Consider the following 19,185-nt stretch of genomic DNA (forward strand, 5'->3'; position numbering starts at 1 on the left):
TCCTTCCTCGCGAGAGTGCGAAGCGGCATGTATCGCCAGTTCCAGGGTCCCACCACATGGGCGACGGCCGTTTCGATTCCTCTCTCACTCTCGCGTGACATGCTCCTTTAGCCACCGCAGCAACGCCGCGAACTCCGGAGACATGTCCGCGTCCGACTGGACCAGAACGGATGAGTGGCCGCTCTCCTCGACGGTGATCGAGTAGCTCATGGCATCCGGCGCGCGACCGTGGACCTCTCGGTCGCCTCCGGTCGCCGGGACCGCTGTGGCCACCAGTCGGAACAACTCGGCCGCAGCACTCTCGGGCAGGGCGTCGGTGTCTACCGTGTCCGGCGGGAGGCCGGCCCGGGCTGCCGCTGCGAGCCCGCCGTACGTCGCCAAAGTAACCCTCATGGCACCTCTCAGCCACCCACTGCTTCCGCTGGTCCGGCAGAGGCGCCCGGCGTCGACCGCCGGGCGCCTTGACGTCAACCGCCGGTCGAAACGCGCCCCTTGAGCGCGGCCACCTCTCGGCTCAGGTCCTGCACCTGGACCGTCAGCGCCCTGACTGCTGTGAAGGGGTCCCCGTTCTGGCCGGCTGTGCGGGTCTGCGCACTCGCGAGCCCGGTCGAGACCCCGGTGACCGAGATGCCAACCTCCCGCCACGCCCTCAGTACGGCCGTTTGCTCGCTGCCGCCGGTCCCGTACAGCTGTCCGGCCTTCCGGTACGTGGTGTCCGCGAACTCCTGGAACCGTGTCTCGCTGTTGGACGCCTTGAGAGCCTCGTACCAGATGAGTCCGGGAGCCTCCCACGAGTATCCGCCGATGGTCGCCGCCGTCACGTAGAACGCCTTGTTCGGGATGCCGGAGTTGTAATGCACCGCGCCCCAGTCTCCCTCGTAGGTGTCCGGCATGTTTACGTACTTGGACATGTGGTCTGGCTGCGGGTCCTTTCCGAACTTCTCGGTGTTCCAGGCGTGCCCGGGCGCCTTCATCGACCGCAGGGCGTCGGCTTCGATGTGAGGCGTGAAGACCTCACGGCCGATCAGCCAGTCCGCCTGCTCGGCCGTCTGCCCCAGCGTCCATTGGTCTACCATCGCCCCGAACACGTCCGACATGGACTCGTTCAAGGCCCCGGACTGGTTGTGGTACTCGAGTCCCGCGGTGTGCTCGGTCACTCCGTGCCCCAGTTCATGGGCGATCACGGAAATCGAGCCCGTGAGGTCGGAGAAGATACGACCGTCCCCATCACCGAACACCATCTGGCGCCCGTTCCAGAAAGCGTTGGCGAACTCGTAGTCGTAGTGGACGTATCCGTCCAGACGCATTCCGTGACCGTCGATCGAGTCCCGGGCATACACCTGCTGGAAAAAATCTCGAGTCTTGCCGAGCGTGTCGAATGCCCGGTTGGCGGAGACATCGGTCGACTCCGGGCCGTCTTCGGACCGCGCCAGAATCGCGAAGGGCAAAGACGTGGTGTTCCGGCAATCGTAGACAGTCCTACGAGCGTTGCCGGGAGCGGCGGCACCGGGGAAGGCCGCTTGGACCGATCGCTCGCCCCGCAGATGGGCGGTCGTGAGCAAGGTGTTCAGTGCAGCTTGGCGCACCTCGCTGTCATCGCTTTTCAGCATCCTTTTGAGCAGATACGGCGGGGTTATGCAATTCAGCCGAAGTTCGCTGGTCATTGCGGTACTCCGTTCATTGCGGTACATCGTGATCCAGAGGATCTGTTCTTCGCTTCGAGGGACGCCCGAACCTGCACGCACTACGACCGCGGCTGGTGGGCAAATTACTCCCGGGCCGACCAACGCGAATGATCTGCTGGGCCCGCGGCCAATTCATCCGTCGAAGCGTCCCGATATGAGGCGTCTCGCCCATCCATCATCACACGCCCCGCGGGATCGATGCCACCTAGAATCGACCGGTGTGAAGAGGCCTCAAATTTGCGCTTTCACATAACTTCTCCCTCGTTTGTTTCGTGCTCTCACGCGTTTCAAATAGACCGTCAGCTCGTCACGCCGCACGCAGGCCCCGCGCCGCTGCTAAAGACCGTTTCCTACATGGTGCGTCGGCAGTTGTACTGGCCATGACGAGTGGACGGTGGGGATGGATCGTTCCGGACGGACTGTGGGAGGTAGCGAGGCCGTTGCTGCCGCCGACCCGGGTGCGCCCGCAGAGTGGCGGGGTCACGAACATCGATGATGAGGCGGTGTTCGCAGCCATCATCGACGTCCTGGTCAGCGGGTGCGCCTGGCGGGCCCCACCTCCGTGCTTCGGGGCGTCAAAGTCGCCCGTGCACCGCCGCTTCGTCATCTTGTCGAGAGCCGGAGTATGGGGTCGGCTGCATCAGAACATTCTCCAGCCCGTGGAAGAACGGGACCTGATCGACCTGTCCCGGGCTGTTATGGCCTCCGCACACGTCCGCGCTAAAAAAGGGGGGGCGAACTCGCAGGTCCGAGCCCCGTGGACCGGGGCAAGGCAGGTTCCGAGATGCACATCCTGTCCGACGCGGACGGACTGCCGCTACAGGAGCCGGCCAACGTCACTCCGCGAACCCATCGGACAGGACCTAGTAGTGCTTCGTTACCTTGAGTTATCTTGCCTGGTGGTGGGCATCTTCGAGATGTGAAACTGGGGGATGTCGAGCGGCTCCGGGGCGAGTTGGCGGAGTTCGTGGGTGATGTGTTCGGGTCGTTGCCGCGGCGGGATCAGCGCCGGTGGGGTGCGTGTTATCTGCGCGGTCTGATGCTGGACGGGCGGCGCAAGTCGATCCAGCCGATGGCCGAGCGGTTGCCGGACGGGAACATGCAGGCTCTGCAGCAGTTCGTGAGCCAGTCGCCGTGGGATCCGTTGCCGGTTCGGCGGCGGATCGCCCGGCGGCTGTCGGAGGTGATCAGACCGCAGGTGTGGGTGATCGACGATGTGTCGTTTCCCAAGTGTGGCCGCGCCTCTGCCGGGGTGGCCCGTCAGTACTGCGGAGCACTCGGGAAGCGGGCGAACTGTCAGGTTGCGGTCAGTGTCCATGCCGCCACCGACACCGCGTCGTGTCCGTTGGACTGGCAGTTGTATCTGCCCCGGGAGTGGACGGACGAGCCGGGCCGCTGCCGCCGGGCCGGCGTCCCCGACGACGTCGTCCACCAGGAGAAATGGCGCCTCGCGCTCGGGCTGCTGGACAACGTGGGCGAGTGGGGGCTGAAAGCCCCGGTCGTGGTCGCGGATGCGGGTTACGGCGTCAGCACCCCCTTCCGCCATGGCCTGGAGGAACGGGGCCTGTCCTACGTGCTGGCGCTGACCGGGAAAGAAGTCGCCCACGAGCTGGACATCGAGCCCCACCAGCCGAATTACGGAGGACTGGGCCCACCGACGCTTGCCCGCTACCGGACGGCGCCGCGAGCACTTACCGTCCACGCTGCCGAGGCTGCTGCCGCCGACCACTTCGCTGAGGTGGCCTGGCGACAGGGCAGTAAAGGCACGATGACCTCACGGTTCGCGGTCCTGGCTGTTCGCCCGGCGGGCAAGCAGTCCCTGGCCGCCGCCCAAGCGGCAGGCGGCGGACGCAACCAGTGGAACGGCGTCCTGCCCCCGTCCACCGTCTTGGTGGAATGGCCTGCGGACCAGTACGGACCGACGGGTTTCTGGATATCGAACCTGCCGCACGAGACTCCCGTTGCCGAGCTGGTGCGGTGGGCGAAGATGCGCTGGCGCATCGAACACGACTACCGCGAACTCAAGCACGGCCTGGGCCTGGACCACTTCGAGGGACGCACCTGGCGCGGCTGGCACCACCACGTCACCCTCGTCACCGCCGCCCAGGCATTCCTCACCCTCAGGCGGCTCGACCCAAAAGTCCCCACGCCGGCCTGACCCTTTACCAGGTCCTGGACGTCCTCCAGGACCTGCTGAAGGGCTGGACCGGCACCTGCACCACCTGCAACCGCCCCCTGCCCCGCAACCGGAGCAGACGCAGAACCTAACGAAGCACTACTAGTGCCGCATCAGGCAACGTTGGCCCTCTTGACTCAGCCTGAGGGTCTGTCCACGCGCGCTCCTCGGCAGAGTTGTCTGTGGCCAATGCGATGCTGACGCCGACACCTCCGCTCCCAGTGATCGTTCAGGGGTTCCGATGAGTGAACAGTCAGGGTCCGACCTGGCTTCGGTCGACTTCGACGCCGCTTGGTGTGCCACCGACCTCGGCAAGTACCGTGCCTGCCAGTACACCTACGAGGACTACTCCCTTGAGAGTCTGCCGCCGCTGGACTCCAGCCAGTTCACGGGTGCCTTTCGATGGCTCGGGGACGCCGGCGCTCCCATCCCGCGGCAGGTCATGAAGCTCAACGGGCTGGCAAGAGACCTGGCCGCCAGGGGCCTCACCTTGCCGCGGGATTTCGTCACGTTCCAGACCACCGAGAATCTGTACGGCTCGCTGGACGAGGTTTCGGTAACTGGGTGCTGGACGGATCTTTCGGGCCCTCTGCCCAGTCCAGTCGAGCCTGGCGCCTTCCTGGTGCGGTTCTTCCGGGATCAGCAGGACTGCGTCATCTGGTACCTCTACATCCGCCCGGCGAGCGAGGCGTTCGTGGTGTACTCCGACCTCGACTACGAGTTTGAGTACGAGGCGCGGCGCGACGGGGAGGAGACACAGACCGATCTCGAGGATGCGGAGGAGCAGAGGGCCGCGATCTTGTGGTGTGCGCCGTCGTTCGAGGAGTTTGCCCATCGGTTCTGGATCGAGAACCGCCTCTGGCATGCGGTCAACGACCGTGCACTGCCAATGCTTGAGCCGCGGCTGCAGGAATACTTGAATCACTACGCGCCGCCTGGGGCTCCGATGTGACCGCGCATTGAGCGAGATCCTATGCGGATACCAAAGCGTGTACATGTTCGCGAAATCGATGACGACGAGGCCAGGAGCCTCTTCCAACCTCACGCTGACGCGTGGTGAAGGACGAGGTCGGCCTGGACGATCGCGGTGATGCGGTTGGTGCTGCAGCGGAGCTTCCGTAGGAGGCGCCAGCCCTTCAGGGTGGCCATGGCCTGCTCGCCGAGGCAGCGGATCTTGGCGTGTGTGCTGTTGTGGCGGCGCTGCCACCGTTTGAGGCGACGGCCGCGGAAGGGCACCCGGATGGAGCCGCCGGCGCCCTGGTATGCCTTGTCGGCCCAGCACTTGAGGTCGGCGTCGGTGAGTGCTTCGACGATGCCGTGGGTGCGGGTGGCGGTTAGGTCGTGGGTGGAGCCGGGCAACGCGGGCGAGGCCCACAACAGGCGGCCGAACGGGTCGGTGAGGACTTGGACGTTCATGCCGTGGCGCTTGTGTTTGCCCGAGTAGTACGGGGTGTCGGCGGCGATCCGGTCGATAGGCAGCAGGGTGCCGTCCAGGATCACGAACGCCTTGGTCCGCACGAGGCGCATCGCCTCGGCCAGAGTAGGCGCGAGGGCGGCCAGTACGTCCACGGCCTCGCGTATGTAGCGGTATGCGGTCGCGATGCCGATTCCGAACCCGGCGGCAAGTTGGCTGTAACGAGCTGGTGCGTGATTGCGTTTGAGACGTGGGTGCCTGACCTGGGGGTTTGTGTCAGTCGGTGGTGTTGCGGTCGGAGACGAGGCCGGCGATGGCCCGGTAGGTGGCGGGCAGGTTCTCTCGGCGGTGGGTCCAGCGGGTCAGTTGCTTCCAGCGTTTGTGGTCGGCGAGGGCGTGTTCGACGGTGATGCGCTTTGAAGAGTGCCTGTGTCGGGCTCGTAGGCGGGCTTCGAGGACTTCGGGTGGGCTGATCTTGTTTCCCTTCCTAGGCGGGGTCACCGCTTGGCCGGGATGGTCGCGACGGAGTCCGAGGTAGCCGTCGTCCAGGAGGACTTCCACGTCGGGAAAGTGCTGGAAACAGGTACCGATGCCTTCATTGCGTGCGGCGGTCGCGTCATGCATCCGCCCTGGTCGCAGGGCATCGGTCCAGAGCGTGCGGCCTCGATGGTCGGCGACGACGGTGGCCTTCATCGTGTTCTGCTTCTTCTTCCCTGAGACGAAGGAACGGCGTCCGCCGCGGCTGGCTGGGGGACGGCGGACCTGGACTTCGGTGGCGTCCAGCCGCAGCTCGATGCCTTCGGCCTGGGCGTAGGCGAACACGTCCGCCAGGGTCCGCAGCCGCAGGCCGGGCCGGTCTGGAACCGCGCATCCCCGCTCTGCCAGCAATCCTCGTATCTCGCCGATCGCACGGGTGATCGTGGAGCGGTCGACGCCGAACAGCAGCCCCAATGCTGCATGCGGCAAATCGTGCCGCAGATGAATCAGTGTGGCCACGACCCGGTCGACGAACACCAGCCGATGCCGGACACCCGCTCCTGCCCCACGCTTCCTGGCCCCGCCGCGAGCTTCGTAACGCCGGCCCTCGACCACGGCCTGCCAAGGGTCGGCCAACTCCTCAACCAGGCGGGCGAGATGACCCCGGGAGACCCCCGTGAACACTTGATGCGCGAGAACCGTCCGACTGACCATGATCGCCACAACCGGATCATGCCACCCACCAGCAAGAACACCTCACCCGCAATCACGCACCAGCTCGTAAGTGTCACCACAGCGCAGGCCGATCTCCCCTCGCCGGGCAGCGAGTCGCTCGGTTAGGTACCGCAGGGTGCGACTGCACAGGTCGATCGACGACGGGTAGACAAGCACACGAAGCTCCTGGTGGCTGCGGGCGATCTTGGTCGAGAACCCGTCTACCAGGAGCTTCGTTGTTTCACAGTTCCGTCCAACACGTGTTGCTGAGCTTTGCAGTTGGCCGGTTGAGCGTTGACCGGGCAGGTGCACCGTATCCCGTGCGGGCGCCCTCCCCGTTCTACTCCACCGGCTCGCACCAGGCGGCGACGAGATCCTGGAAGCCCAAGAAACGGGTGCCAGGAACAGTCTCACCACTGAGCGTCTCGCCGTTGAGCCAGCAGATGTCGAAGATGTCGGTCTCGGTGTCGAGGAGGCAGCACACACCACCGGTGGTGGCGGTGAGGTCGGTGAACACCTTCCTGACGCTCGCGGACTGCACGAACATCCGGCTCATGCTCGAGGTAGCGGCTGTGAACTGCAGTGACGCAAAGTTCGGGTGCCATGCGGGGGAGAACCTGACCGTCAGGTAGATGTACCCGACCGACACCCGTCCCTGCTCGTCGACCCTGTCGGAATCGCGGAGGAAGAACTCGTGCACCGCGTCGTCGACGCCGACGACGATCGAGGTGTCTAGTTCGAGCGAGCCGCCTGCCGAACAGTCGACCGGTTCGCTCTTGAACTTGGAGGTGAACGGCACGACCAACTGCTCTCCGCCCGGCAGGGTCACCGGAAGCGGCGGCGTGTCGCGGCCTTGGGGGGCGAGCTCGGCCAGCCGGGTCAGCGCTCTCGCAACGTTCCGAGGGGGCATGAAGATCTTATAGCTGTAGTCCAACCCCATACCGCCCCGCCTCCCCTGTCCTGAACCGTCATCCTGTCACGATCGGGATGGAGCGCCCAGTTAATTCCAACGTGGCTGGCTTCGTCCGGACGCAGTCGGCAACGAAGCGCTCAGTCACAACACGCGGCCACCGCAGTCAGGTTGGAAATGGCTCCAGGCGGCTACTGCGAGCCGTCCGACGTGGCACCGGTTCGGTAGTGACCTGGCGGCGGGCCCAGATGGTGCTGCTGTCCGCCCAGGGCATGCCCGTGGCAAAGATCGCCGAGGTGACGTTCACCAGCGACGACCGGGTCCGCGACGTGATCCACAACTTCAACGCCGACGGCTTCGATTCGCTCTATCCGAAGTACAAGGGCGGCCGGCCCAAGACGTTCACGCTGCCCGAGCGACGCGAGATCAAGAAGATTGCGAAGTCCACGCCGACCGAGCACGACCTGCCGTTCTCCACCTGGAGTCTGACCAAGCTGGCGGACTACCTGGTCGCCGAGGGGGTGGTCGACGACATCAGCCACGAGGGCCTGCGCATCTCGCTCCGCGAGGAAGGCGTCTCCTTTCAACGCCTGAAGACCTGGAAGACCTCCCGCGACCCCGATTACGCGGCCAAGAAAGCGCGGGTGGAGCACCTGTATGCGATCGCTGACAGAGAGGTCATATCCGAGGCCGACGAGCCCGAAGTCATCTTCAGTATGGACAAGTTCGGCCCGCTTAATCTGATGCCCTACCCGGGTCGGCAGTGGGCCGAGCGCAGCGGCCGGCACAAGGACCCCGACCGCGAACCGCGCCGACGGCGGCGGGCAACCTACAACCGCTACGGCGGGGTACGACACCTGTTCGCCGCACTCGACCTGACCAAAGACAAGCTCTACGGCCACATCAAGCCCATCAAGCGGCGCACCCAGTTTCTGGAGTTCTGCCGCTACCTGCGCTCGCTCTACCCACCGACGGTGCGGATCGCGATTGTCTGCGACAACTTCTCACCCCACCTGACTACGAAGAAGTGCCAGCGGGTCGGGACCTGGGCGGCAGCGAACAACGTCGAGATCGCCTACACCCCTACCAGCTCCTCCTGGCTGAACCGCATCGAGGCCCAGTTCACTGCCCTGCGCTACTTCACCCTCGACGGCACCGACCACGCCGACCACAAAGAGCAGGGCAGCATGATCCGCCGCTACATCATCTGGCGGAACAAGCACACAGCCGATATTCGCTTGCGCACCATCGTCACTCGGGTCAACGTCGCCTGACACCTCACGAAGGCAGAGTAGATGACCACGCAGACCCACCTCGTCGACCACGAACTCATCGAGGCCGCGGCCCACGTCGCACGCACTCGCTGCCGGGGCGACAGCCACACCATGGCGGCCGCAGCCCGTGCCCAGGACGGCCGGATCGTCACCGCAGTGAACGCCTACCACTTCACCGGGGGCCCCTGCGCAGAGCTGGTTCTCCTCGGCACGGCAGCCGCCCAGGGCGCCTACGAGCTGGACACGATCGTCGCCGTGGGCGACGGCGACCGAGGGGTCGTTCCCCCGTGCGGACGGTGCCGCCAGGTCCTTCTCGACTACTTCCCGGCTCTGCAAGTCATCGTCGGGGCAGGCGAGCGGCTCCGGACCGTCTCCATCACCGATCTGCTTCCCGAAAGCTACATCTGGGCCGACCATCAGCTCGACACTGAGGAAACCGAGCCACTCAGCACGAGCTGACACCGCCAGACCTAAACAGGGCGAACGTTGTCTGATGCGGCACTAGTGTGATGCGCCAGAAATCCAGTGGGTTAGTAAGTACCCTGTCGGTATGTCATATTCGGGGCCTTCTGCTGTGGCGATCACGTTGTCCGAGGCCGAGCGCGCCGAGTTGGTGCTCCGGACGAAATTGCCGCACCGTCGCTCGGCCGAGAAGGCCCGCATCATCCTGGCGTGTGCTGATGGCATGTCAAACGCGCATGTCGCACGGCTCATCGGTGTCCAGGCCAAGACGGTCGGCAAGTGGCGTCGGGCATTCGCCGCAGGGCGGATGGCTGGGCTTGAGGACGCCGGCTGGATTGGCCGCCCGAAGGCCGGCCTGATCCTCGACGATGCCGAGCGCAGACAGTTGCAGCAGTGGGCTAGGCGGGCCAAGACCGCCCAGTTCCTCGCGTTGCGTGCCAGGATCGTGCTGCGCTGCGCGGAGGGCGGGACGAATCAGCAGGCCGCGGACGACCTCGGAATCGACAGGTCGACCGTGGACCGCTGGCGGGCCCGGTTCATCGCGAAGCGCCTCGATGGTCTGCATGACGAGCCGCGCTCGGGCCGGCCGCCCTCGATCCTCCTCGACCAGGTCGAGGAGGTCATCGTGGCCACCCTGGAGTCGGTCCCGGGCCAGGACACGCACTGGTCGCGGGCCTCGATGGCCCAGCACACCGGCCTGTCGAAGTCGACGGTCGGGCGCATCTGGAAACGGTTCGACCTCAAGCCCCACCTGCAGGACTCCTTCAAGCTGTCCACCGATCCGCAGTTCGTCGCCAAGGTCGTCGACGTTGTCGGCCTGTACCACCACCCGCCCGAGAAGGCGGTCGTGCTCTGTGTGGACGAGAAGAGCCAGATCCAGGCGCTGGACCGGTCCCAGCCGGTGCTGCCGATGATGCCGGGTATGCCCGAACGCCGCACCCACGACTATCTGAGGCACGGCATCACCAGCCTGTTCGCCGCCTTCAACATCGCTGACGGCACCGTCATATCGGCACTGCACCGCCGCCACCGGGCGATCGAGTTCAAGAAGTTCCTGATCCGGATCGACAAGGCGGTGCCCACCGGGCTCGACGTGCACCTCGTCTGCGACAACTACGCCACCCACAACACCGCCGACATCAGGACGTGGCTCGGCAAACACCCACGTTTCCACGTCCATTTCACCCCCACCGGCTCCTCGTGGATGAACCAGGTGGAGCGGTGGTTCGGCTTGCTGACCGACAAGCTCATCCGCCGCGGTGTCCACACCTCCGAGAAGGCGCTGGAGGACGACATAACTGCGTGGATCGATACTTGGAACGAGAACCCGCGGCCCTTCACCTGGACCAAGACAGCCGACGAGATCCTCAACTCCCTCGCCGACTACCTCACCAAAATCGGAACTACCGGCCAGAAAACCGAGCAGAACTAACCCACTGGATTTCTGGCGCATCACACTAGCTGGAGGGCCCGTAGTGCGTCTACAGCTCTCCCCCGGTCCGCACGCTCCAACTGACGGCACCGAGAACGGGACGGGCTTCCTGGACTGCTCGCGGACGCGGTCGCGGACGGACGAAGTACGCGTCAGCTGACTCGAAGACCGACCGCCAGCGTCAGTTCAAGGACCCGGTGTGGCGATGCGAGATCCGGAAACAGGTCCCGCAACTGCGACATCCGGTACCGGACCGTCTGGGGATGGACGAACAACGCCGCCGCCACCTCCTCCCGCCTGCCCTGATGCAGCAGCCACGCCCGCAACGTCTCCTCCAGCCGCCGTGCCGTCGCGACAGGCAAGGTCCGCAACGGTGCGAGGGCGCGGGCACGCAGGTCTGCGAACGCGTCCACGTCGGCACTCAGCACCAGTTCGGGCAGGTGGTCCTCGGTGTCGCGAATATCCGAGGAGAGGGAGCGCGCGCGTACGGCTCGTGCGTACGAGGCGGACGCACGAGTCCATGGCCGGGCCGGGCCGACCACGGCGGTGCGGTCGGTCAGCTGCCGCAGGAGATGTGATCGGTCGGCATCGGGGACGAGCAGCACACCAGTGGCGTCCGGCAGATCATCGAGGACGAGGGTGCTCGGGTCGAGCGCACGGTAGGCAGGCCGGGCCTGGCCGGCGGGCAGCAGGACCGCGGTCAGCGAATCCGGAGGCTGCCACCCGGCTCGTTGGACAGATGTCAGCAGCACGTCTGGGCTCGCGCCGGCAAGGAGGCCGCGGGCCAGGTGTTCCAGGTGGCGTTCGTGGGCCCTGCCCCGGGCAGCCAGTTCGTCGGCGTGGCCCGCGGCGCTCGCAGCCGAGAGCTCGTCGATGTAGGCGAAGGTCAGCTCGGCGAATTTGGCGACCTGGGCGGCGGGCAGACCTGCGGGTACGGCACCCGCTGCCAGGCACCGCCAGGCCACGCGGGCACCGACGCGGTAGGCGCTGAGCAGGGCGTCCATCGAACGGCCGTCGCGCACCTCGCCGCGGCCCAGCTCGTAGGCTGCGTCACCGGCGTCGCCACCCGTGGCTTTCCCGCTCGCGAGGTCCAGGTAGTGCCCCAGGGCGGTACGGACGGCTCGGCGGATGGTGGCACCCATGTGGCCCGAAAGGGCGTTGGCGTAGGGAGGGACCTCGTCGATGATCGCTTGGACGACCTCGTCGGCGGTGGTCTTCAGCGCGGCCCGAAGTGCGGTGACCGTCGTCTCATCGAGGGCCAGTTCGCCGGCCCTCCGGATTGCATGGCTCACGATTTTGTTCCCTGCGAACAATTCAGCCGACCAGATTTACGTTCTGCGGTCATGACTTTACGCCCTAAGACGCAGCAAGCTGGAGTCATGACGAGTGCAGCCCTCCGTAGCGGGGCGTGGAAACTACTGGAGATGGTCACGACGCCGCTGCTGCCGTCGGACTACCTCGACCTGGTCAGCCCGTTGCGTGCGGGCGCCGAGCTGCGTGGGCGCATCGAAGCCGTCCACCCCGAGACGGGTGACGCCGCGACTGTCGTGATCAAACCGGGGCGGGGCTGGCGCGGCCACACAGCCGGTCAGTATGTGCGGATCGGCGTCGATGTCGACGGGGTGCGCCTGTGGCGTGCCTACTCCATCACCTCACCGACAGACCGCAAGGACGGCCGCGTCACGATCACCGTGAAGGCGATCCCGGACGGCAAGGTCAGCAACCACCTGGTCCGCAGTGCGGAGCCGGGCACGCTGATCCAGCTCGACCAGCCGACCGGTGACTTCGTTCTGCCGCAGGCCAAGCCCGCCAAGGTGCTCTACCTGACGGCCGGCAGCGGCATCACGCCTGTGATGGGCATGCTGCGCGACACCGAGTTCGACGACGTCGTCATGGTCCACTGCGCGCCACAGCCGCAAGACGTGATCTTCCGCAACGAACTGCACGACCTGGTCGCGGACAAGAAGCTGCGGCTCACCGAGGTACACACCGACACAGACGGCATTCTCGACATCGCCCGTCTCGACGAGCTCGTGCCCGACTGGGCGGAGCGCGAGGCCTGGGCTTGCGGGCCCGCGGGCCTGCTCGACGCCGCCGAAGAGCACTGGGCCGAGCACGGCGTACAAGAGCGCCTGCACACCGAACGCTTCCGCCCCAGCATCGTCGTCGCCGGCAGCGGCGGCGAGGTCACGTTCAGCGCCACCGGCAAGACCGTCGACGCGGACGGCGCCACGCCGCTCCTGGACATCGGCGAGGAGGCCGGCGTGCTCATGCCCTCCGGGTGCCGCATGGGCATCTGCTACGGCTGCATCACGCCGCTCAGGGCAGGCGCCGTCCGCGACCTGCGCACCGGCGAGATCACCCAGGCCGAGCCGGGAGTCCTCATCCAGACCTGTGTGTCCGCCGCGGCGGGCCCCTGCGACATCGAACGGTAGGAGCACCTTGACCGCCATCGACCCCACCGCCCACCTGACCGCGGAACAGATCGAGGAGCTTGGCCACGAGCTTGACGCGATCCGCGACGAGGTGATCGCCAGCCGCGGCGAGAAAGACGCCGCCTACATCCGTAAGGTCATCTCGGCGCAGCGCAAGCTCGAGCTGGTCAGCAGGGGCGTGCTGCTGTTCTCGATCTTCCCGCCCGCCTGGCTGATCGGGACCGCCGGCCTGTCCGTGGCGAAGATCATGGACAACATGGAGATCGGCCACAATGTTCTTCACGGCCAGTGGGACTGGATGCGAGACCCGAAGGTTCACTCCACCACCTGGGAGTGGGATCACGTCTCGCCGTCCGAGCAGTGGAAGCACTCGCACAACGAACTGCACCACACGTACACCAACGTGATCGGCAAGGACAACGACCTCGGCTACGGCATCATGCGCGTCGACGAGGACCAGAAGTGGCACCCGTTCCACCTCGGCCAGCCGCTGTGGAACTTCATCAACGCCTGCTTCTTCGAGTACGGCATCGCAGCGTACGACCTGGAGCTCGGCAAGAACCTGCACAAGCGCCGCCGCAAGAACCCCGAGTTCCGCGCCCGGGCCAAGGCCGTGGGCCGAAAGATCCGCAAGCAGGTGATCAAGGACTACGTGATCCACCCGCTGCTGTCGGGCCCGTCGTTCCTCACCACGCTCGCCGCCACGTTCACCGCGAACCTGGTCCGCAACATCTGGTCCCACTCGGTGATCATGTGCGGGCACTTCCCGGAGGGGGTACAGGTCTTCGAGCGCCGGTCGATCAAGGGCGAAACGCGCGGCCAGTGGTACCTGCGCCAGATGATGGGCTCGGCGAACATCAGCGGCAGCAGGGCCATGCACTTCATGACCGGCAACCTGTCGCACCAGATCGAGCACCACCTGTTCCCGGACCTGCCGAGCAACCGGTACGCCGAGGTCGCGGTGAAAGTGCGCGCGCTGTTCGAAAAGTACGAGCTGGAGTACGTGACCGGGCCACTCCCGAAGCAGGTGTTCTCCGCGTGGCGCAAGGTCTTCCGGCTCTCACTGCCGAACAGGACGCCCAAGGTCAAAACGCCGGACCGCGAGCAGGAGCTCGTCGCGGCCTGATTCCCGGTGCTGGTTCAGATCCTTCGGCCGTACCGGTGGGCCGGTACGGCCGGCCGCGGTGGGACAGGTCTGCGCCTGCCGACCGGTGGCTTCATGTCGGCGCGGTTCCTTCGCCGCCGGCAACTTCCCGGCCTTCCTGGCGCCGCTGCCGCTGGAGAGCATCGTAGATCGGAGAACTCGACACCCACCCTCCACGCGCCCGCACGTCGGCGAAACTTCTCTGCGCCGGAAGACTCCCGTGGTCCATGGGCAGCCCAACGACCCCACGACGGGCGCCGTGGCGGCGTATCCCGACCGTCACAGAAGACCGCAACGGGGTGACGGGTGTGCCTGCCTCGGGCGCCGGCGGTTCGGAGTCGGAGTCCGAGGACGAGCAGCACGTGGGGTGCGTTGGGCAAGTCTTCAGGGACGGTGGCGGTCCGGGGCATCAGTCCAGCCGGTCGAGTCTCCGTACTCCAGGGCGAAGGACCAGCCTCCATGCTCTCCGACCCGTACGACACCATCGCCGTCCTCGCCCGGTCGGTACCACTGCCCGAGGTCCCACGCCTCGGCGTCGGTGATGGGCTCGGTCGCGCCGTCCCGGTCGCCTCCCATGCGCACCGCCAGTTGCTGCGCGGATATCCCGCGTGCGAACACCACACTGGACATCCAGTGCTCGAGATCGACCAGCCACTGAATCCCATCGCGCATGCCTCGCCCCTCACCCACAAGCCATTGGTCGTCGGGTCGCACCCTGTGCAGCACCACTGACAAGGCGATCCCGTCGAGCAGCACCAAGTGACCACGCCGTCGACGAGGAAGTGCTGGACCCACCGGTCTCCGCGCGCAACTGGGCTCGGCCCCAGCCTCACTCGGAAATGGACATCAACTCACGAACCGCCCTCTGACAGCCGGAACTAGCAGCACCGGAACCGCGTCACCGGGCCGGGATCGGCTGCGTGAGGTTCACCGGGTTGCCGTCGGGGTCCTTGATGTGGGCGACGCGCTGTCCCCACGGCATGTCGTTGGCGCCTCCGCTGACCGAGCCGCCGAGCGCCTCCACCCGGGCGAGTGTCTCGTCGACGTCGTCGACACCGATGCTGAGCAGGATCCGCGACACCGCCCCGGTCCCAGGGTCCGCCTTGGCCACCAACCCGAGGTCGGTGTCGCCAATGCGCAAGCCAAGGTAGAAGGCGGCGCCTTCCTCCGGTACCCGGAAGATCTCCTCAGCGCCGAACAATTTCGTATAGAAGCCGAGCAGAGCGTTCTGGTCGGCAGTCAGGACCACGGGCTGGATGGTGGACATGGCACTCCTGTCGAGAACGGTCGTGTCGCTGGGTAGACCGTTCGAGGACGGTGAACTCATCGGCGAAACCACCTCGCGGGACGATCGACAACACAGACTGCGACCCACGACCAGCACGAACACCCCGGAATGAGGTCACGCCACCCCGCTGACCAGCTCGCCCTCACCACCGGCCACCAGCACGACCTGAGCGGCCCCTCCCCCCAGGAGGCAGCCGCCCGGCTCGCCGACTTCCACCACCGCACCGGGTTCGCCGGCTCCGTCGTCACCGACCCCACCCCTGTGCCGGGGTAGACCTCTGGCCCGCCACGGCCCAGAGGTCTACCCCGGCACCCAGTCACCTGCGTCTTCAACCCGGCCACGGAACAGTCCTACGAAGCAGCCGTCACCCTCGCGTGGCTCCTGACGTGGGTGTGACGGCTGGCAAACCGATTCAGCCCATGTCCTCGTCCATGCTCTCGTACCCGGAGTGGAACAGCGCGGAGAAGCTGGGGTACTTCGTCGGGTTGCCGTACTTCGGAGCGAACTCGTAGGCGGCCCACTCACCGTCCGGACCTACGTCGGTCGGATCGAGCAACCAGAAGTCCTCTCCCCGAGCGATCTCCACGGACCGGCGAAACAACTGCACAACATCCTCGTTGCCGGGTATCGAGTCGTACATCTCGGTCACGCGTCTGCCGGCATCGCTGTCCCGCATCCACATGACTCGGCCGCATGGGTGGACATCGTCCACCCATGCATCCAGGCGCGTCCAACCGTCGCTCGCCAGGAAGAATCCCCGCACGCTCGGTGGGAACCGCACCCCGAGCCGCTCCTCGGATGCCACCAGAGCTTCCTCCGGAGCAGGCGCTTCACCCAACCACAGCTCAACCCCTTCCCCTCGATCCAGAGCCTCCAGTTGATCGTCATCCAGCAGATCGACCAACTCGTCGCCGTCGGCCCGGGCCTTCACGTACAGCTCGCCGTATCGCTCCAAAAAGACACGCCACTCCTCCGGCGTGGCCAGAACAGCGGCAATTGCGATGTCTTCAGGCTCAGTTGTCTCACTCATGGCGATCATGGTGCCAGGTGGCCATGACAACGCCGACGGCAGCCGGCCGTACCGTCTGCGAGGAACAGCCCAGTTGCCGCCCTCTGATGTGGACGTGGCAGTGGACGAGCAAGTCCGCAGGCGGGCAGCGGCCAGAATCCCGTGGTCCGTCTCAGTACGGAGTTCTCGCGGGACTGCGCAGCGAGTACGGGGGCGTGCATCCTTCACTTCATACGGGCTTTGCCGCAGGCGCGGTTACGCTCCTCCATGTTGCCGCCCAGGATCTGCTCGGTACGGCCGGCGGCCTTTTCGAGGCGGCACCGCCCAGGCGGGCCTGGCGCTCCTGTACGAAGGCGTTCACGCAGCCTGGATAAGTTCCGCGCGGCCGAACAGCAGAGCGTATCCGGAGGGGAGCTGGGCGAGGATGCGGTCGAGAAGGTCTGGCCCGGCAATCCGGCCGACGGTCGCGAGGACGGCACCGGTGTCCCAGCGCGCGGTTGCAGGTGTTCCGCCGTGTCGGGTTGCGATCTCCTTGACGAAACCCCAGCCGGTGAGCAGATCGGAGACAGGGATCTGGGCGGTGAGGATGCGGGCGGCTTCGACGGGCAGACGCGCCGCGAGCTCGACGCGTTCGTCGCCTGTCAACTGCCGGCCGAGGGCGGACAGCACGGCGTGGGTGACGGCCTCGGCTCGTTCACGCGTGGGGTATGCACCCTCGTACCTGATCTTTTCCAGCATCGCTTCGAAGGTCACGCCTGTTACGGAGCGCATCGGTTCCCGCAGGGAGCGCATCGGTGTAGTGCCTTTCTCGACGGCGGCTGGCACTGGGGCGTGCTTACCGACAGCCGCACTGCTGATCTTGAGGAGTTCGTTGCGTCGGGTGCCCGGATTGACAACGGGCAGTCCTGAGTTCACATGCCGTATCCGTTTTGTGATCGCTCGGCTTCGAGTACCGCAGCGCGGATCGTTCAGGGAAGGATCCGCGCTGCGGTCGAGTAGCTGCCGGGGTGGCATCTGAGTGCCGGCAGCAGACGTGCCTTGATCACCCGCACAGGGCCGCTCGGCATCCGGGTGGGTGGCGGTGACACGATTCTCGCGGGTCAGCTCCCACACGCGAGGACGGGGGTACGACTCAGGCGCCGAGCTGCCTGTGGACGGTTTCTCCGCCGATGGTGATCTTGCGAGGCTTGGCTCGCTCGGCGATCGGGATGCGCAAGGTCAGCACTCCCGCGTCGTAGTCGGCCCTGATGCGCTCCGTGTCCAAGGTGTCTGCCAGGACCAGCTGGCGCGAGAAGGCGCCCAGTGGACGCTCGGAGAGCTCCATCTGCACGTCCTCGCCGGTGGTGACAGGACGGCGTTCCGCCTTGACGGTGAGCATGTTGCGTTCGACGTCGATGTCGATCGCGTCCTTCGCCACACCGGGCAGGTCGAGGGCGATCACGTACTCCTCGCCTTCGCGGTAGGCATCCATCGGCATGGCCGACGGCCTGGACCAGGAACCGGAAACGCCTGTGAGCTGCTGGGCGAGCCGGTCGAGTTCCCGAAACGGGTCAGTGCGCATCAACATTGCGAAAACACCTCCACTGGTCTGGCAGAAACTGCCAATGCGCTTCGTATGCAACCGTTGTAGCATGTCATCCAAACGATGACAACTGAGATGTCATCCAAAGGGTGACGTCATGGAAGGATCCCCCTATGAGCGCCTCCCCTGCGGCCGGCGAACCCGCATCCTTCGCTGCGGCCTCAGCTGCGCTGGATGCGATCGACGAGGCCGTGCGCGCTGCTCAGAGACCCGAGCTCGTCCCGCCGACAGCGAACGGGACAGGTCCCGAGCAGGCTCTGGCAGCTCTGCTTCTTCTGCGTGAACTACGCGAAGGGCTGGCGGGGTGGGAGGCGGGTCTGATCGAAACAGCCCGTGCGGCAGGCAGCAGCTGGGCCGACCTCGCCCATCCACTCGGCGTCGCAAGTCGGCAAGCAGCCGAACGCCGCTACCTGCGTGTCCGTCCAGGAGCACCTGGCGCCACTGGCGAGGAGCGCGTACAGGCAACGCGCAACCACCGCGCCGCCGACCGCAGCGTCAGTACCTGGGCGCGGGACAACGCCGCGGACCTGCGACAACTCGCCGGCCAGATCACCTCGCTGTCCGATCTCCCCCGCGGCTCGACCACACGGCTCTCCGCAGCACTGGCCGACGACGATGCGGCCAGCCTCATCGCCCCACTGACCGCCGCCCATCGGTTTCTGACGGCCGACCACCCGAATCTCGCGGCCCGTATCGACACTATTCACCAACACACCGATCAGCTCCGCCAGGCCAGCAACGACCAGCGCGGCACTCCCTGACGATGATGACGCCCGCTGAGGGTGACGTCGGCGGGCGCCGCCCGGCTGGCAACGGCGGGTGGGGATCCCTGGAGGGTAGGGCGTGAACATCTCTGCACAGATCCGGCCGGCTGCCTGGTCCGCGGGGACTCGCTCGATGTGGCCGGGTACGGTCGCCCAGGCCCGACATCGCAAGCATGTCTGCGTCGAAGATCATGTCTCCCAGTGCGGCTCGAACCCGAGGGTCAGCTCCACGACCCTGCTTGTGACCGGGCGGTGTGGACGCACTGCGCGCCTACCAGGCACAAGATTGGGTGCCGTTCCGAACCGGTCCCAGGCTCGACGCCCTTTGACGAGGCTGGTCACAGCCTCCAGCATTGCGGACGTGGCGTCACCCGCGACCCTGGCGAAGATGTACAGGAAGGACTGCGGGGTACTCCGAC

Annotated in this window: 19 protein-coding genes and 3 pseudogenes; 10 read left to right on the forward strand and 12 right to left on the reverse strand. The window is 66.1% G+C overall.

Annotated features, from left to right (window positions below; genetic code table 11):
• Positions 1-84 precede the first annotated feature (84 nt).
• Both LWJ43_RS00590 and LWJ43_RS00595 read right to left on the reverse strand, forming a co-directional pair.
• Positions 85-393, reverse strand: a complete 309-nt coding sequence (locus LWJ43_RS00590) for a protealysin inhibitor emfourin (RefSeq protein ID WP_277330279.1) — start codon at positions 391-393, stop codon at positions 85-87.
• 74 nt (positions 394-467) lie between these two features.
• Complete coding sequence (locus LWJ43_RS00595; protein ID WP_277330280.1) at positions 468-1,664, reverse strand: M4 family metallopeptidase; 1,197 nt, start codon at positions 1,662-1,664, stop codon at positions 468-470.
• 401 nt (positions 1,665-2,065) lie between these two features.
• On the opposite strand from LWJ43_RS00595, the pseudogene LWJ43_RS00600 reads away from it, so the two are divergent.
• The 3 genes and pseudogenes from LWJ43_RS00600 to LWJ43_RS00610 all read left to right on the forward strand — a co-directional run.
• A pseudogene (locus LWJ43_RS00600) lies at positions 2,066-2,505 on the forward strand (transposase); the annotation flags it as partial.
• Positions 2,506-2,604: 99 nt separating this feature from the next.
• A complete protein-coding gene (locus LWJ43_RS00605) occupies positions 2,605-3,843 on the forward strand; it encodes an IS701 family transposase (protein WP_277330281.1) in 1,239 nt (412 codons plus the stop codon).
• 259 nt (positions 3,844-4,102) lie between these two features.
• On the forward strand, positions 4,103-4,813 hold the full coding sequence (locus LWJ43_RS00610; protein ID WP_277330282.1) for a hypothetical protein: 711 nt from the start codon (positions 4,103-4,105) through the stop codon (positions 4,811-4,813).
• Positions 4,814-4,902: 89 nt separating this feature from the next.
• Here LWJ43_RS00610 and LWJ43_RS00615 read toward each other — a convergent pair.
• The 3 genes and pseudogenes from LWJ43_RS00615 to LWJ43_RS00630 form a co-directional block, all read right to left on the reverse strand.
• Positions 4,903-5,496: pseudogene (locus LWJ43_RS00615) on the reverse strand (transposase family protein); the annotation flags it as partial.
• Between the two features lie 55 nt (positions 5,497-5,551).
• Positions 5,552-6,466, reverse strand: coding sequence for a transposase (locus tag LWJ43_RS00620; protein WP_277335769.1), 915 nt, complete (start codon positions 6,464-6,466; stop codon positions 5,552-5,554).
• A 340-nt stretch (positions 6,467-6,806) separates the two neighbouring features.
• Positions 6,807-7,406, reverse strand: coding sequence for a hypothetical protein (locus LWJ43_RS00630; RefSeq protein ID WP_277330283.1), 600 nt, complete (start codon positions 7,404-7,406; stop codon positions 6,807-6,809).
• 164 nt (positions 7,407-7,570) lie between these two features.
• On the opposite strand from LWJ43_RS00630, the gene LWJ43_RS00635 reads away from it, so the two are divergent.
• The 3 genes from LWJ43_RS00635 (at position 7,571) to LWJ43_RS00645 (ending at position 10,544) form a co-directional block, all read left to right on the forward strand.
• Positions 7,571-8,650, forward strand: coding sequence for an IS630 family transposase (locus LWJ43_RS00635; protein WP_462100933.1), 1,080 nt, complete (start codon positions 7,571-7,573; stop codon positions 8,648-8,650).
• Between the two features lie 21 nt (positions 8,651-8,671).
• Positions 8,672-9,109, forward strand: a complete 438-nt coding sequence (locus tag LWJ43_RS00640; protein ID WP_277330285.1) for a cytidine deaminase family protein — start codon at positions 8,672-8,674, stop codon at positions 9,107-9,109.
• A gap of 115 nt (positions 9,110-9,224) precedes the next feature.
• Positions 9,225-10,544: an IS630 family transposase gene (locus LWJ43_RS00645; RefSeq protein WP_277335770.1), complete on the forward strand. Its 1,320-nt coding sequence runs from the start codon at positions 9,225-9,227 to the stop codon at positions 10,542-10,544.
• A gap of 152 nt (positions 10,545-10,696) precedes the next feature.
• Here LWJ43_RS00645 and LWJ43_RS00650 read toward each other — a convergent pair whose 3' ends face one another.
• Complete coding sequence (locus tag LWJ43_RS00650) at positions 10,697-11,836, reverse strand: PucR family transcriptional regulator (RefSeq protein ID WP_277330286.1); 1,140 nt, start codon at positions 11,834-11,836, stop codon at positions 10,697-10,699.
• Between the two features lie 87 nt (positions 11,837-11,923).
• Between LWJ43_RS00650 and LWJ43_RS00655 the strand changes: the two genes are divergently transcribed.
• Both LWJ43_RS00655 and LWJ43_RS00660 read left to right on the forward strand, forming a co-directional pair.
• Positions 11,924-12,979: a ferredoxin reductase gene (locus LWJ43_RS00655; RefSeq protein ID WP_277330287.1), complete on the forward strand. Its 1,056-nt coding sequence runs from the start codon at positions 11,924-11,926 to the stop codon at positions 12,977-12,979.
• A gap of 7 nt (positions 12,980-12,986) precedes the next feature.
• The gene (locus LWJ43_RS00660; protein ID WP_277330288.1) at positions 12,987-14,105 is read left to right on the forward strand and encodes a fatty acid desaturase family protein; all 1,119 of its coding nucleotides are present in this window, start codon (positions 12,987-12,989) and stop codon (positions 14,103-14,105) included.
• Positions 14,106-14,507: 402 nt separating this feature from the next.
• Here the strand turns inward: LWJ43_RS00660 and LWJ43_RS00665 are convergent, their stop codons facing one another.
• Together LWJ43_RS00665 and LWJ43_RS00670 are read right to left on the reverse strand one after the other, a co-directional pair.
• On the reverse strand, positions 14,508-14,795 hold the full coding sequence (locus tag LWJ43_RS00665) for a hypothetical protein (RefSeq protein WP_277330289.1): 288 nt from the start codon (positions 14,793-14,795) through the stop codon (positions 14,508-14,510).
• A 226-nt stretch (positions 14,796-15,021) separates the two neighbouring features.
• On the reverse strand, positions 15,022-15,390 hold the full coding sequence (locus LWJ43_RS00670) for a VOC family protein (protein ID WP_277330290.1): 369 nt from the start codon (positions 15,388-15,390) through the stop codon (positions 15,022-15,024).
• A 129-nt stretch (positions 15,391-15,519) separates the two neighbouring features.
• Between LWJ43_RS00670 and LWJ43_RS00675 the strand changes: the two genes are divergently transcribed.
• Complete coding sequence (locus tag LWJ43_RS00675; RefSeq protein ID WP_277330291.1) at positions 15,520-15,684, forward strand: hypothetical protein; 165 nt, start codon at positions 15,520-15,522, stop codon at positions 15,682-15,684.
• 139 nt (positions 15,685-15,823) lie between these two features.
• Here LWJ43_RS00675 and LWJ43_RS00680 read toward each other — a convergent pair whose 3' ends face one another.
• The 3 genes from LWJ43_RS00680 to LWJ43_RS00690 form a co-directional block, all read right to left on the reverse strand.
• A complete protein-coding gene (locus LWJ43_RS00680; protein ID WP_277330292.1) occupies positions 15,824-16,450 on the reverse strand; it encodes an SMI1/KNR4 family protein in 627 nt (208 codons plus the stop codon).
• Positions 16,451-16,777: 327 nt separating this feature from the next.
• Positions 16,778-17,212: a DUF2267 domain-containing protein gene (locus tag LWJ43_RS00685; RefSeq protein WP_277335771.1), complete on the reverse strand. Its 435-nt coding sequence runs from the start codon at positions 17,210-17,212 to the stop codon at positions 16,778-16,780.
• Between the two features lie 340 nt (positions 17,213-17,552).
• A complete protein-coding gene (locus LWJ43_RS00690; protein ID WP_277330293.1) occupies positions 17,553-17,987 on the reverse strand; it encodes an Hsp20/alpha crystallin family protein in 435 nt (144 codons plus the stop codon).
• A 128-nt stretch (positions 17,988-18,115) separates the two neighbouring features.
• Here LWJ43_RS00690 and LWJ43_RS00695 point away from each other — a divergent pair, with 128 nt between their 5' ends.
• The gene (locus tag LWJ43_RS00695; RefSeq protein ID WP_277330294.1) at positions 18,116-18,763 is read left to right on the forward strand and encodes a type III effector protein; all 648 of its coding nucleotides are present in this window, start codon (positions 18,116-18,118) and stop codon (positions 18,761-18,763) included.
• Positions 18,764-18,865: 102 nt separating this feature from the next.
• Here LWJ43_RS00695 and LWJ43_RS00700 read toward each other — a convergent pair.
• Positions 18,866-18,937: pseudogene (locus tag LWJ43_RS00700) on the reverse strand (hypothetical protein); the annotation flags it as partial.
• Between the last annotated feature and the right edge of the window lie 248 nt (positions 18,938-19,185).

It is taken from the genome of Streptomyces sp. JH34, from assembly GCF_029428875.1.
Lineage (GTDB): Bacteria > Actinomycetota > Actinomycetes > Streptomycetales > Streptomycetaceae > Streptomyces.